Consider the following 14,064-nt stretch of genomic DNA (forward strand, 5'->3'; position numbering starts at 1 on the left):
GGCGAACACCTCACTCCCTCACGCTGTTACACCACTTCCCGGGACACCGCCCAGCGGGGAGGCGGTGCGACGGGAGTTGAGGTAGGCGGTGTTGATGTTTGTCCGTCTAAAGATTGAGTTTTGGTGCAGTACGTATCCATCGGTGAGATCGCGGAACAGTCCTCTTGATCTCAAGAGAATGCTATTGAGATCAATACCATTCATCGTTGGCCACACACTACCATCGTAACCTGTTGGATTAAGCCCTCCAACTGCCAGCGCTTTCCATACAAAATCGATACAGCTATTCGACAGTCCGTTGTATACGTTACTGAATTCCGGCCCAAATGGATTCTCCCCAAAGGACTTCATTGCATCATATTGTTCTTTGCTAATTTCTATTGTTTGGCTAAAATCAGTGGCCTTGTAGTATTCGTCGTCATTCTTGTATCGTTGCCCTGGGCCGAGCGCATTGTTCCACCACTTATCATCCTTAACAGGGCCAAATCCATAGCTCAAAGGCGCGCCCCCACTTCCATCGCTGAGAGAAATCCACATATGCCCAAAAGATGAACTACCTTCGGAAGTCAAAGTGCCTTTTCCTGCGATCTTTATAGTGACTGTGTACGCCATGACAGCTCCTCAATATATTTTATTTGATAGAATCAACCTTTGGATTGGTTCCGATCGTGAAAATCACTTCTACTCCATCTAGCTCCGGATTGTCTTTTAGGTTTTCAACAACTATACGGTAGCGGCCAATTTTTATAGGGACAGAAACTATTTGCTTGCTATAAAAACCTACTCCGTGACCGTCTGATACAAGCTCTGAATTAACCGCCTCATAAAGCACCGCCGGATTCGGTCCGTCAATCTCGATTATTTTTAACCTAACCGCAACACTCACCCCGGGATCAATTAATTCGCCATTTGCATTCCTCTGAGAGTCGCCCACCAACTTGCGGACACGCTCGCGATCCAGGCTGTCTTCTTTTCTGTAAAGGAAAAGAAGATTGAACGAGTAAAATCTGTGATCAGTCACTCGATATTCAATTTCAATTCTGCTCCCTGCCTTCTGTGCCAGAAATGGCACACCGGTTGGCGAAGTAGTTATTGAACAGGACACAAGGATCGGAAAAAATGCCGTTGCGACTATTGCCAAAAACCTATCAATCCACGTTAGCAAACCACCGCCTTCTTTAGTTTCATTTCCTTTCTTCATGTCACCTCCATCAGAATTATTCATTCCTTTACTCACTCAGCCATTTCAACTTCGCTCGCCTGCTGCGGCCCATCAAAACTAAACACCTCATCCACCCTCAGCCCCTTGGGCACCTGATGCGTAATGAAGAGCATCGTCACCTTGCCCTTGAGGGTGTTGATGGTTCGGGCGAAGTGTTCGGCCGTCTGCTGGTCAAGGTTGGAGACGGCTTCGTCGAAGATCAGGATCTTCGGCCGCTTGAGGAGCGCTCTCGCAATCGCGATGCGCTGCCGCTGGCCGCCCGAGAGCCCGGTGCCGCGTTCGCCGATCTCGGTCTGGTAGCCGTTGGGGAGTTGTTCGATGACTTCATGGATTTCCGCCGCCTTGCACGCAGCAATCACGTCCTCGAAGCGCGCGTGCGGGTGCGCCATGACCAGGTTGTCGTAGAGCGTGCCGGCAAAGAGGATGGTTTCCTGCGGCACCACGCCGAAGGCGCTGCGGAGTTCGTTGGCCGCGAGGTGCCGGATGTCGCGCCCGTCGAGGGTGATTTGCCCTTCGTTGGGCTGGTAGAAACCGAGCATCAGTTTGGCCAGCGTGCTCTTGCCGCAGCCCGAGGGGCCCATCAGCACGGTAAGCCGGCCGGGCTGGAAGGCGAGGTCGAGGTTCTTGTAGAGCCAGGGCAAATGCTCGCCGTAGCGGAAGGCGAGGCCATGCAGGGTCAACTCCCCGGCGCCGCGCCCTTCGCGGCTGGGGGTAAGGGCGTGCGGTTCTTGCGGGATGTCGAGGATGTCGCCCAGGCGTTTGACGGCAATGCTGGCTTGCTGGAACTCCTGCCACAGGCCGACGAGGCGCAGGAGCGGCTGGCTCATTCTTCCGGCGAACATCTGGAAGGCGACCAGCATGCCGACGGTGAAGCCTTCGTTCTGCATCACCAGCAAGGCGCCGACGATGAGGATGGCCAGGGTCATCACCTGTTCGAGGGCGTTGGCGATGACGTTGTAGGTGTTGCCGACCTGCTTGGTCGAGAAGCCGGCGACGAGGTACTGGGCGAGGTAGTCGCCGTACTTCTTGTCGATGTCCGGCTCCATCTGCAAGGACTTGACGGTGGCGATGCCGGCGACGTACTCGGTGAGGAAGGCCTGGTTCCTCGCCCCGAGCATGAACTGCTGGTTGAGCTTGTCGCGGAAGAGCGGGGCGACGAGGGCGCTGATCAGGGCGATGGCGCCGAGGAGGCCGACGGCGATGAGTGAGAGCTGCCAGCTGTAGGCGAACATCACCGCCAGGAAGATGAACAGGAAGGGCAGGTCAAGGATCAGGGTGACGGCGGCGCCGGAGACGAACTCGCGGATCGTCTCGACCCCGTGCAGGCGGGCGACCAGGGTGCCGGTGGGGCGCAGTTCGAAGTACGGCAGCGGCAGGCGCAGGAGGTGACGGAAGACCTGGCTGCCGAGCACGGCGTCGATGCGGTTGCCGGTGTGCAGCACCAGGTACTGGCGCAGCCAGGTCATGCCGCTGGTAAAGAGCATGAACATCACCAAGGCCACCCCCAGGACGATGAGGGTGCTGTTGGTCTGATGGACGATGACCTTGTCGATGATGACCTGGGTGAACAGCGGCGTGGCCAAGCCGACGAGCTGGATGGCGAGGCTGGCGAGCAGCACGTCGCGCCACAGCGTCTTGTGTTTGAGGAGTTCGGGGACGAACCAGCTAAAGCCAAAGGCTTTCTTCTCCTGCTCGAAGCCGGGGATGTCGGGTTCTTCGCCATGGGCCCCGCTGGCGCCCGCGGCGCTTTCCTTGGCGACGAGGAGGAGTTGCGGCGCCCATTGGGTGGCGGCGTCAGCAAGGTAGATCGTCTCCGGGCTCTGGCTGCCGGGGCGGAAGTAGATGACTTGCTCACCGGCCACCTTGACGATGAGGCGCAGGGCATAAGGGGGCTCGGAGGGCGGCTCGGGCGAGGTCTCTGGTGAAGGCGCCGGGGCGGAATCGAACTGACCTTCCGCTTCGGTCGGCGCCGCAGCGAGGTGCAGCGCGGGCGTAGTTTGCGGGGGCGAAGCCGTCGGATCAGCGGGGCGGCTGGCGCCGTCGCCCTGGATCACCGAGAGGTGGTGGATGCTGGGGTGGCCTTCGGGAGTGGCGGCTGTTTCAGCGGCTTGTGCTGCAACATCAGAATCCGGGGTGACTGCCGAGGTGGTATCCGGCACCACACGCACGAAAGCGATGGCAGGCAGCGGCAACCTGGCCCAATCCATCCCCTTAAGGGGGCGCATCCCGGTTTTGATGCCGAGGGCGCGAGCTGCGTCGTGCAGGCTGGCGAGGGTAAAGGGCGGCGGGTAGTTCTGCTCGATCAGCGCCGGATCAAAGGGGATGCGGCACAGGCCGCACAGGCTGCCGAGCAGCCACAGCGCCTCCCCGCGTTGGAGTTCCCCGCGTAAATCCATTGCCCCAGCCTCTCGCCTGCGCGCAGTTCCGGCGGCGCTGCAAGCGCCTGCCCGGCCACGCCTCATGTTGTGTGTTGTGGGTGCACCGCCGGCCTAAAAGCAAATAGTTATTGCCTAAGCGGCATACTTATTGATGCAAAACACCACAATCCTATACCCCAAACAAATAATGATCAATAGATACAAAAGTATTTCGGCATAGACAAACGAACAAACAGGCGATTGATTATTATTGAATATTTTTATACGCACCGTGAAATAAGCGTAAAAAGACAATCACTTAAAACATGGATTAAAAACAAGAAAATGGCACCAACACAGAACAACCTCTGGGCATCTTGGCGTGATACATCACACGATCACTGGCCGGACCGTGACAATCCGCGCCTGCGTCATACCTCAATCATCAGGCGGGGGTTGAACCCATTGCACCGCTCGCCGGGATAGCCCCTCCGATTTGTGACCACCCGGCAACCGTTTTCAGCGACGAAATTGATATTGGTGTGCGTGCGCCCATAGCACCAGAGGTCGATCCGATATTTTTCCATCAGCCAAGAGAGATCGGTCACGAAATACGGCGACACGTCACTGCCTTGATGCTGTGGTGCCACGCAGCGTGGATGCGGTGCGAAATGCGTAACCACGACTGTCTTTCCGTCAAACGGTTTTGACAGTTCCCCTTCAAGCCAGCATACGGCGGCGCAGCACAGTTTCAGCGTACCGCGAGGCTCCAGTCGCTTTCCGTTTCGGGCATGGATCATCCAGTAGTCGTTGATGCGTCTCTTGGCGACAGCCATGTAAGCCTCGGCCTTGTCGGTGCCGTAGAGGCCGAAGCTGCTCCAGAGCGTACATCCCAAGAAACGAACGCCATCGAGTTCAAAAGACTGGTGATCCAGAAAATGCACGTCCATCTGTTCCCAGAACGGTTTCTGGAATTCGTCCATCAGGCCAAGCTGTGCGTCGTAATACTCGTGATTCCCGGCGACATAAACGATCGGCTGTTTCGGAAAACGCCGAGCAGCCCATTCCAGGCCATGCGTATGGCTACCAATGTCGCCGGCAAGCACAACAACGTCGGCCTGAAGAGCGCTTTCCGGCGGCTCCCAAGGCACGCCGCATTCGTTGTGCAGATCTGAATATAGGGCGAGGCGCATAGCTCTGTGTATCACGTAGTCCTTGAATTTTGCCAGCGTTGCCTCTTTGAACTAGGACGCTCAGGCAGAAGAACGAGCACAGTCGCATTAAAACAATAACAGCTGCTTCCCTTCTCGTGAGTTAAGGGGGAGTAGTCCGTTTAGCCATTCAGCATCATGATGCAGCAGCCAACGAAAACTCCGATATTCGAATTTGGTGAAGTCGAGTCGTGAACAGCCGGGGTGCTCGCGTATGAATTGGATGCAGCGACGTCGATGGAACGCACCAAAGAGCTCGAACTCTGTCGAGTCATTTGTGCGACCAGGAGCAAGCATCGGCACACCAATCACCTGAAGCCAAGCGCACTTTGCCTTCAACCCAGCAAGACCTCCGAACAACCACTGAACCAGTAGCAGTGCTTCGAATGTCAGGCTTGCTTGGGATGGATTGATGACGTATCTGCTCAACCGTTTAAGTAGCTTCGCTTGCACCTCTCCGGTTCCGCTTACTTCAGGAATTAACAGAAGAGGCCTTAGCTGTGCGGAAAATTCTGAAAGGTGGAGACGGCCACGGTCGGACAAGAGTCTCCTCGCGCGCAGTTCACTGACAATCGATGCGTGAATCAAGGCCGGCGAAGGTGGTGCCGGACATGCAAAAAAATCTCGGACGAGATGAGCAACAGCTTGCATGAAATCGCCAGGCGCATGGCGTCGAGCAACGCACGCTGAGTCCAGGCGCTTGAAGTCGCCCGGGAGCGGAAAAGTTGTGTGCAGGTCAGCCCGTTTCATCGGCACTTTGACCAATGACTCACCATGATCAGCGCAATACCAGACGATAGGGATCTGGTGCTGTCGGCGCCAATAAGACATGCCATACCCCAGAAGATCGCGCTTCCGACAGGCCGGGCAATACCTCAAGCTCACTGATTCCGGGAATGTCATTTCGGCCAGCGTTGGCTTGACTAGGCCGGCAGCCACGTAAGTCCCCCTTGATGGAGAGGCCACCTCAAGGCGTCCCGCAGCCCCCATCCAGGTGAGATTTTCGAGAACCTCGACGGGTTCACCGTACGCACCTTTCGTCCTGACGCAGAACTCAACGACATCCACTGGCGCGTTGATGAATGTCGTGTGCAAGCCATGTCCGAACAAAAGCGTGACCACATCACCATAGTCAGAGATACCGTTCAGGCGGCACAGCCTCGCCAGCAGGCTTGCGAGTGACTCATCGGAGAAAGGCTTGGGCAAAATCATGGGCTGGCGATTTATCTGCGATGCCAAATGAAATTATTGCGACTTAAAAACCTCACGCAGCGAGGTTGACAGGGCATTATTTTCATAGTCGTCGCGCAAAAAAATTGGGGACGTCATCATCAAAATCCAATGCGGCGCTCGATCTCTTCGGCGGCCATCGGAAGGCGACAATCATCGGCTGTAATCTCATGCCTCTCCGCATAAAGTGCTCGCCCGACCGCCTCGCGAAGAATCTGCCGCTGGCGCCGTGGTGCCATCTGTCCGAGCACGGCACTGACATCCGGACTCAGTGGTTGCAGTTCTGTTGGGAGGCCCATTTCGCATTGCAGGGATTCAAAAATGCTGTTGAGGATGGCGATGGCCTGTTCGGGCGTTGGCGGACGGATGTCAAAGCGACGCACTCGGCTCAAGATTGGCCCTGGTAGTGCGTTGGCTTCGTTTGCAGTCAACAACCAATAGATTCGGCTCGCGTCGATGCCAATCCGCGGCATCGATTGATCACGAAAGCACTTGGCAGTCCCGGGCTCGAGGAGTCCATACAACGCCCCAAGGGGGTCGTACTCTGGCCGACCACGGACTTTGTCGACCTCGTCCAGGAGAAACACCGGGTTCGCGTAGTCGCCCTCGACCAGCACTTCGAAGACCGCCCCTGTTTTAGAGTTCGCCCAGAACTCATCTGAGCCCACGAGTTGTGCGTTGGTCTGGGCATTTTCCATATTGAGCCGTCGATACCCGCATCCGAAAAACTGTGCCAAGCACTCGGCAAACATCGATTTCCCGACGCCAGGCGGACCGTTCAGCAAGATCGGGTCGGGCGCGGGTGTTTTTGTACCGTGCTCGGCGACTGCGAACATCGCGCGTAAGTAATCGACCACGCCGGAAAAATTCGGGAACCTGACCTCGATTCCATCCAACTGTGCCCGCCAGTCCTCGGGCAGGCAGGCAAGGCGCCGGAATGCACCGCGCGCCATCAGCCTGCGATGGACCGCCGCTTTTCGCTCCCTGGCCTCGGAATCCTGGTGAGCGTCAGTGCTGGCTTGGTCATGCGTCAGCTCATCCCATTCAAACAACTGCAAGATCGGACCGCTCCAGTCCGCGCAGCAGCTATTTTTCTGCAAGCTGGTAGCAGCCGTTTCGGCCGTGCCCGATGAAACAATCGCTTTGTGTTCATCCGCACGGCGAATCGCGTCCTGCACTTGTTTTGCGCGCTTTAATTCTGATGCGACCTCAGGACTGACAGCGACGCCGCTCCAAATTGACCAACCATGTTCTTCGTGGCCAAAACTATTTCTTCCCATCGCAACCCCCTCCAACGAAAAACCCCGCAAAGGCGGGGTTCGGTTCTACTGGCGAAGGAGGTAGGAGGTGTCTCTCACTCCGATTAAAGTCTCTCACTCCGATTAAAGCTCAGCCCAGAAACCCCGCAAAAACGCCGTCACCCCAATCCGCAGAGGTTTGGGGAGAACGTATCGCTATGCGACCAGGCCACGAGAGCGGATTTTTGGATTGGCGGAGCATGAGCATGGAAGAATAAAAAAGTCTGTATCAGATGGACTTATCGTGACACCAAGATTTTAAAACGTCAACAATAAACACAAAAACAATAAATAGCGCGCAATGAATATGATAAACGATCAGCACTTATTCAAATAAAAACAACGCCAAAACAAACCTTCTACTACCATCCATCAAAAGGTAGCACAACAAATCAAAAAGCAGTTAAATCGCCAACAACTGCTCAAATGATATACAGCAAGCGATATAAGCAAACGATAACAAACACCTTCTCTTGAACAGGCCATATTTTAATGATCGAATAGCGTACTTTCATACTGAAGAACGACCAACAAAAACCAAACAAATTGAAAGGAGCCTCCTTACTCACGAGTCGCGCACACACAAAAAAAAAACCGCGAGGGGCCTAAGCCTCGCGGTTTTTCAAAACTCAGCCGGGGGATCCCCGACCTGTAACTGATCGTTTACAGAGTCTAAGGACGCAATTGCCGTCCGTCAATCCCCCATTTTCGGTTTTCGAACGCCAGCTGGCGAGCGACGGAATTGCTCGCCCTGAAAATGGAGAATTCTATGCGCACCACCAAACGTTTTACCCCGACGGTGCTTGCCCGCTTTGCCCGCGAGGGACGTGGAAACGGCCTGTATGAGACTTATGTGCCTTGGCATCGCGTCAGCCGAGGCGACCCATCGAGCCGTGGCCGCTCTCACTTACAAATGTGGAACGGACGGCAACGCGAGTTGTTAAGCGATGGCGAGTGGGTCGGCACTTTCTTTGCCGCCATGCTCCCGGGTCTCAAAGACATCCGTGAACAGTTCCCGCTCTCAGTCGATTCCGGTCGGCATGAACTCGCTGACTACGTTATCGACGCACCTGCCGGGCTCTTTCCTGGCACAAAGGCGATTGCCGAGCAGCTAAACATTTCTCACCCAGCCATTTCCAGCAACGGAAAATCCGTCGACTGGACCCCAACCACCGACCTGCTTCTCCTCCTGCAGAGCAGCGGAGGGGCGCTCGAGCTGCTGGCCATCGCTGTTAAACCAACCGCGGAACTCACAAAAGGCATGCGAAAGTCACTAGCTCTCGAGAATGCCTACTGGGATGCACGGGGGGTTCCATGGTTGTTGATCACGCCAGAACAATTCGACAACCGCGTCGCACTGACCTTGCGTTGCACGATGCCCTGGGCACTGGGTGAAAAAACGAATGAGGACGATAGAAAAATCGCCGCCTCGCTCGCATCCAAGTGCAACGGACGCTCCTTAACCCACGTGCTCGAAGCCACCTCACGGGCCCTCGATGGTGACTTCGATCGCGCCCAGCGGGCCTTCTGGCAGGCCGTTTGGTGTGGTGACATTCCTCTCGACCTACGCCGCGGTTGGCGCCCTCACACGCCGATCTCGCTCTTGCCAGCCAGTGCCTTCTGGGAACAAAACCCGGTCGCGAGCCGGAGGTCAGCATGGAACTGATGCACAACCTCGCGTTCAGCATTCTTGAAGGCCCAGACGCCGGCATCTATCGCGTCCTCCTTGATGAAATCCAACTCGGCAAGACGGCGGCCGTTCGCCTGGATCCACCGGCTGGCGGGCAAAGGCGCAAAGGTGGGCGTCCACGGCTCACACAGACTAAACGTCCACGCCCCCTCCTCAGAGCACCGCTCCTCGGCGGACTGCGATGGTTCGAGCGTGATGACCTCCTGCGCATGGCCGAGAGTGATCAACTGAGCGAGGTCGTCATCGACGTTGAGAATCACCCGCTCTCCCCCCCAGACGAAGCAGTTTATGCCATAAGAAAAACTGCAATGGCACCGTTTCTAGATTTTGATCACCTCCGCGAACAGGTCTTGATCCACCACGGCATCAGAGGCCTGGTCAACGAAGCTGTGCAAACAGGGGCAAGTGAATCCTTCATCCGAAACTGCTTTTCATTGCTCTGCCGCTTCGGATTTCACGAAACCAGTCTCCAACCCGCGCGCCATCGTTGTGGGGCACCGGGTGTTCCGCGGCCATGCGATCCTGGCGGTCGTCAAAAATCCGGAAGGAAAACGGCCAAGCAACGGATTGCCCGAGCATTCGGAGAACACGCTCCACTTCAACAGCCGGGGATCAGCACCGAGTGGCGCAACAAAATTCTTGCCGCGGATAAACGAATCCCAACGCCAAAACCCGGGATGCCGGAGCGGGTTACATCAATCATCGGTTCTGCCTTCGTCACGCGCTATCGCCACGAGAATGGGACGCTCGTCGCGGTCGATCCAAAGCTTGGCGAGTATCCCAACCGGCGCCAGATTCAGCGTGTCCTGGAAACAGAGATTCCGCGCTTGCAGCGACTACTCGAACGAACGACCAAGGGCCACTTCTTGCGCAGCCTTCGCCGATTGGTTGCGCGAAACTGGCAAGGGGTTTCTGGCCCCGGGCACACCTGGGCGATCGATTCCACCATCGGTGACATTTTTCTACGCTCCTCGGTGAATCGCGCGTGGATCATCGGCCGCCCCGTGGTTTACATCGTCGTCGACGTCTGGAGCACGGCCGTCGTCGGTTTCTATGTCTGTCTTCGCGGCCCCTCCTGGGACACCGCCAAGGTCGCGCTGTTTTCTTCTGCGGTTCCCAGTGAACTTTTGGGCAATCTTTGGGGTTACCAACCGATGCAATCGCTTTATCCGGCCCCAACGATGTGTGCGGCCTTACTTTGCGACCGGGGTGAATACCTGTCACAGGCGGCCAAGATCACTGGAGCAAAACTGATCCCTTGCATGAGCTACACACCGCCGTATCGACCGGATCTAAAAGGCCTCGTGGAGGTGCTGCACCGGATCGCCAAGGACGAGCAGTTCTACTTCGTACCGGGCGCCATCAACCACCGCCGTGCAGAGTTCGAATTACGCAAAATCAATCTTGAGGAATCGGTGCTCACCGTCCCCGAGTACATCGCATACCTGCATACCGTTTTCACCGAGTACAACCTGACAGCGCCCAGACAACATCGAATTGACGCGCACATGAATGGCGCGGGCGTATTCCCAAGCCCGGCCGGCTTGTGGCGCTATGGGCATGAGAAAGGCATCGGCGTTCGTCGTAACCTGCCTGTCGATCGATTGATCACCGATCTGCTTCCGACAGAGCCAGCCAGAGTAACCCGGCGCGGCATCCGTTGGGCCGGCAAAGAGTATCGGTCGGATGTCGTCGATGAACAGCAGTGGACCGCTCTGGCCCGAAACTTCGGGGGCTGGGAGGTTCAAGCAAGCCATTTCCCGGGATCGCTCTCAAGGATCTGGACGCCGCAGACAGGGGCCTCAGGCCTTCTCGAGCTGTCGCTCGCCGACCATTCGACTGCATCCCCGGAGCTTACCGTGGACGAATGGGCAGATGCTTACATGTTCGGACTTTCGCAAGCTGCAGAGACTCAGCACGCCAATCATCTGGCTGCCTTGCACCTTCGGCGACAAGCTGAAGAAATCATCGCCCGTGCTAAAGGCCTCACGCGAGAAGCGTCAGACACTCATTTGGGGACGAAGCCCACGATGTCCGAAGCACGGCAAGTTGAAAACCAGACGATGGGTCAGCGGTCATCGCCCACGCCTGAAGCGCAGCAACGGGTAGCGGACGAGGCAGATGAGGCTTATCACGCACTGATGCAGGAAATCTTTGCTGATTCCAATCGGGGAGTCCCCGAAAATGAATGACCCACGTGACTTTGATCCATACGCCGGGAATTTGTTAACGGCTCACCTCGGCCCCATTCTTTCAAGGGCGGAGGTTGCCAGGCACTTGAGCTTCCTTCCCAGGCATCCCCAGGAGATCGCGAGCATTCCGAAACACATTCGAGTCCATCTGCTGATGCAACTTCGCGACCTGCACATTGCCAGCCAAGAGGACCTTCGACTGCAACCGTCCATCGACTTGATGGTCCGCCAGGGGTACCGTTATCGCGATCCTCACGCTCCACAAACTTGGTCGATTCTGACGGGGGAGAAAATCGCGCACAGAACCCAACGTGCTCCGGCCATGGCCGCTGTCGGCGTGGGGCATTCGGGAACGGGCAAGACCGAAGGCTCGCTGCGATGTCTCGGGCTTTACCCAGACAAAGTGATTCTCCACTCCGACTTCCCAAACATCGTCGGAACTCATCATCAGGTTGTGTGGCAATCCGTCGATGTACCCGCCAGCGGCCGCTCTGCAGACCTCGCCGCAAATCTCATGACGACCTGGGAAGAAACCATGGCAAAGCATGCGCCGGAGCGGATCGGACGATTCACAGCAAGCCTTGGTCGCGAACGGCGCGACGGGCAAAAAATGCTCGACGAGTGGCGCCAGGTCGCACTCGCCCACTTCCTTGGAATTCTGCACTTGGACGAAGTACAGAATTTTTTCAAGCTCCCAAGCCTCTCCAAGCGCCGAAAAGCAAATGGCAACCCCGGGGACCTTGAGCTGAGCATCGTCGAGGACCAGTGCTTAAAGTGGATACTGTCGCTGACCAACACCTGGCAGATTCCGGTGCTACTGACCGGAACGCCGGATGGCGTGGGTGCGCTGACCAAGCGACTGGCCAACATCCAACGCTTTGTGACCTGTGGTTACCATCCCTTTCGCCATTTCGAGCATGCCGATGACCTGGCCTATTCGAAAGGATTTATCGGCCAGTTGGCACGATATCAATTCGTCGCCACACCGCTCGCCGTCACCTCCGAATTGCTGGAGCTGATCCTGCTGTTGACGGGAGGAATTCCGCGACTGATCGTCGCGCTCTGGATTGCGGCGCACAGGGTGGCATTCGAGCGTCCGAAGGACGATGACTTGCGGATCGAGGATTTCAAAAAAGCCGCCGACACGTATTTGGCCCCGGTCGGCCCGGCTGTCGCCGCGCTCCGTAGCAAGGACCCGCGGTTGATGGCCCGCTATGAGGACCTCATCCGACGCGATGACAATTACTGGGGCACCTTCTGGAACTCGATGTCCCGCACCTGATGCCTGACACCTGCGAATCACCCCGAGGTCATGCCGAGTAAGGGCATGGCCTCGGGCAATTCCTGAGCTTCTTTGGGGCTCAATCGACGCGGTCGTTTGGCGGCTGTCTCTGGTGGGTGTGACACGCAGATTTCCCTGAGGGCACACCCCAGTGCACTCCCTGAACGACGGACCATATTTTCCATTTCACCCGGGGTAATGCGCCCCGCCGCGATGCTCTCGTTCCACGATTTCTCTTCGACATAAAAGGCGATCGCCGCGTCAAATAACCGAGCCCCCCGCTTTCCGGAAAAGTTCGGAAAACCCAGGGTTGCATAACGGCTAGCCACTGTCTGGTAGACACAATCGAAACGCTCCGCTGCCCGAGCGTAATCCCCACGAGACTGAATGTATGCCTCAATCAGGTCATCGGTCGAGAGCTCAGCTCTACGTTTCCGGCGAATGCCGAGGTCCTGCGGACGCACTTCGGCCAGCGCATTGATTGCCACGCCGGCAGAGGAGTAGAGCAACGCACAAACGAGGGCATAGGCAGCGGCCGACGACGATGATTTTTTGAGATAGCACACTCCGTCGACTTGGTACGAGATATCCCCTTCTGGTTTATTTGCCAGCGCCGGCACCACCGTTGCCAGCCACTGCCGGCCAATCACTTTGATGGCCATGTCGCTCAGCAGAGGGCGCTTCACCGGTCGGCCACTTGCTTGAAAGCCTTGCGCGCGAGCTTCCGCCTTGAGCACGTGTGAGACAACAGCCACGTCAAACGGACGATCACGTTCCAACAACCCAGAACAGACATCTGCGTATTTCTGAAGGTACGGATTTCCGATCAGTTCTTCGACCCACCCTGGGGATAAACGGGTGGCCGTCTCCACGAATTCGGACGGAGGCCTTTGAAACGCAGACTCTTTCTCCACGTAGCACAGCGGCGCCCTGTGCTTGTCACACCAAAACACGCCTGGAAGCTGGTGACCGCGTCGCCAATAACTCATGCCGTGGGATTCGATATCCTCGGCGACACAGTGCTCGCATAAATACGCACCGTCACGCGGCAAGTGCATCGGCCCCGACCACAACAACTGCAGCATTGATTCGCAACCGTGTGCAGTCTCTGGATGAAACCACGTAATCGCTCGCCGCAGAGAAACAAAGGAATGTTGCGAGACAAACTCGGTTACGGGTACGCCAGCTACCTTGGCAAACAAAACGGCACTTGGTACTTCGCGGTAGCCCGAGCCGGCAACCCCTGCCCATGCGCGCATCAGCGTATCGAGTTGCTTGTCGTCCGACACACCATTTGAACGCATGAGCCGACCGCGATACCCGTGTATCAGCTCACCTGGAAAGGGCGTCGTCCGAATCAGCACAATCGGCCTCGACAACCCCGCGTCGCGCACCAATGCGCCACAGACTGACGATATCCATACATGCGTTAAGTATTGCTCAACACATGCAGGCATATCAACGGCAAGGCCGTCGTACTGCGAATTATGGCTAGGGATTTTTCAGAAGGAACGGGGGCTGAATGGCGGCGGTTTAGAGTCAGCACTTCGGCCAAAGCTGACGCCAAGGAATGTCATGAGCA

Annotated in this window: 10 protein-coding genes; 3 read left to right on the forward strand and 7 right to left on the reverse strand. The window is 56.7% G+C overall.

The annotated features are described in order from the left end of the window. Window positions 1-18: 18 nt before the first annotated feature. The 6 genes from QMB55_RS05405 to QMB55_RS05430 form a co-directional block, all read right to left on the reverse strand. A complete protein-coding gene (locus QMB55_RS05405; RefSeq protein ID WP_497587655.1) occupies window positions 19-612 on the reverse strand; it encodes a hypothetical protein in 594 nt (197 codons plus the stop codon). A gap of 19 nt (window positions 613-631) precedes the next feature. Further along, complete coding sequence (locus QMB55_RS05410; protein WP_497587656.1) at window positions 632-1,201, reverse strand: DUF5625 family protein; 570 nt, start codon at window positions 1,199-1,201, stop codon at window positions 632-634. A 32-nt stretch (window positions 1,202-1,233) separates the two neighbouring features. Continuing rightward, window positions 1,234-3,618: a peptidase domain-containing ABC transporter gene (locus QMB55_RS05415; RefSeq protein ID WP_497587657.1), complete on the reverse strand. Its 2,385-nt coding sequence runs from the start codon at window positions 3,616-3,618 to the stop codon at window positions 1,234-1,236. Between the two features lie 392 nt (window positions 3,619-4,010). Further along, entirely contained in the window at window positions 4,011-4,772 is a 762-nt protein-coding gene (locus QMB55_RS05420; RefSeq protein WP_497587658.1) for a metallophosphoesterase, read from the reverse strand. Window positions 4,773-4,859: 87 nt separating this feature from the next. Then, window positions 4,860-6,002 carry a TniQ family protein gene (locus QMB55_RS05425; RefSeq protein ID WP_497587659.1) on the reverse strand — a complete coding sequence of 381 codons (1,143 nt, stop codon included), beginning with the start codon at window positions 6,000-6,002 and terminating at the stop codon, window positions 4,860-4,862. Window positions 6,003-6,121: 119 nt separating this feature from the next. Next, window positions 6,122-7,300, reverse strand: a complete 1,179-nt coding sequence (locus QMB55_RS05430; RefSeq protein ID WP_497587660.1) for an AAA family ATPase — start codon at window positions 7,298-7,300, stop codon at window positions 6,122-6,124. Between the two features lie 787 nt (window positions 7,301-8,087). Here QMB55_RS05430 and QMB55_RS05435 point away from each other — a divergent pair. Genes QMB55_RS05435 through QMB55_RS05445 form a run of 3 tightly spaced genes read left to right on the forward strand, consistent with a single transcriptional unit; the run spans window position 8,088 to window position 12,482 of the window. Beyond that, window positions 8,088-8,984: a TnsA endonuclease N-terminal domain-containing protein gene (locus QMB55_RS05435; RefSeq protein WP_497587661.1), complete on the forward strand. Its 897-nt coding sequence runs from the start codon at window positions 8,088-8,090 to the stop codon at window positions 8,982-8,984. Then, window positions 8,975-11,200 carry a TnsB C-terminal domain-containing protein gene (locus QMB55_RS05440; protein WP_497587662.1) on the forward strand — a complete coding sequence of 742 codons (2,226 nt, stop codon included), beginning with the start codon at window positions 8,975-8,977 and terminating at the stop codon, window positions 11,198-11,200. The genes QMB55_RS05435 and QMB55_RS05440 overlap by 10 nt, the downstream gene beginning before the upstream one ends. Beyond that, entirely contained in the window at window positions 11,193-12,482 is a 1,290-nt protein-coding gene (locus tag QMB55_RS05445) for an AAA family ATPase (protein WP_497587663.1), read from the forward strand. Before QMB55_RS05440 ends, QMB55_RS05445 begins: the two co-directional genes overlap by 8 nt. Before the next feature lie 17 nt (window positions 12,483-12,499). On the opposite strand, the gene QMB55_RS05450 is transcribed toward QMB55_RS05445, so the two are convergent. After that, window positions 12,500-13,939, reverse strand: a complete 1,440-nt coding sequence (locus QMB55_RS05450) for a TniQ family protein (protein WP_497587664.1) — start codon at window positions 13,937-13,939, stop codon at window positions 12,500-12,502. Between the last annotated feature and the right edge of the window lie 125 nt (window positions 13,940-14,064).

This window comes from Propionivibrio sp., assembly GCF_041441355.1.
In the GTDB taxonomy this organism is placed as follows: Bacteria; Pseudomonadota; Gammaproteobacteria; order Burkholderiales; family Rhodocyclaceae; genus Propionivibrio.

Coding starts and splice junctions, on each gene's coding strand:
- QMB55_RS05425 (WP_497587659.1), bottom strand. CDS start 6,002: ATGATTTTGCCCAAGCCTTTCTCCGATGAGTCACTCGCAAGCCTGCTG.
- QMB55_RS05410 (WP_497587656.1), bottom strand. CDS start 1,201: ATGAAGAAAGGAAATGAAACTAAAGAAGGCGGTGGTTTGCTAACGTGG.
- QMB55_RS05415 (WP_497587657.1), bottom strand. CDS start 3,618: ATGGATTTACGCGGGGAACTCCAACGCGGGGAGGCGCTGTGGCTGCTC.
- QMB55_RS05435 (WP_497587661.1), top strand. CDS start 8,088: ATGCGCACCACCAAACGTTTTACCCCGACGGTGCTTGCCCGCTTTGCC.
- QMB55_RS05440 (WP_497587662.1), top strand. CDS start 8,975: ATGGAACTGATGCACAACCTCGCGTTCAGCATTCTTGAAGGCCCAGAC.
- QMB55_RS05420 (WP_497587658.1), bottom strand. CDS start 4,772: ATGCGCCTCGCCCTATATTCAGATCTGCACAACGAATGCGGCGTGCCT.
- QMB55_RS05405 (WP_497587655.1), bottom strand. CDS start 612: ATGGCGTACACAGTCACTATAAAGATCGCAGGAAAAGGCACTTTGACT.
- QMB55_RS05430 (WP_497587660.1), bottom strand. CDS start 7,300: ATGGGAAGAAATAGTTTTGGCCACGAAGAACATGGTTGGTCAATTTGG.
- QMB55_RS05445 (WP_497587663.1), top strand. CDS start 11,193: ATGAATGACCCACGTGACTTTGATCCATACGCCGGGAATTTGTTAACG.
- QMB55_RS05450 (WP_497587664.1), bottom strand. CDS start 13,939: ATGCCTGCATGTGTTGAGCAATACTTAACGCATGTATGGATATCGTCA.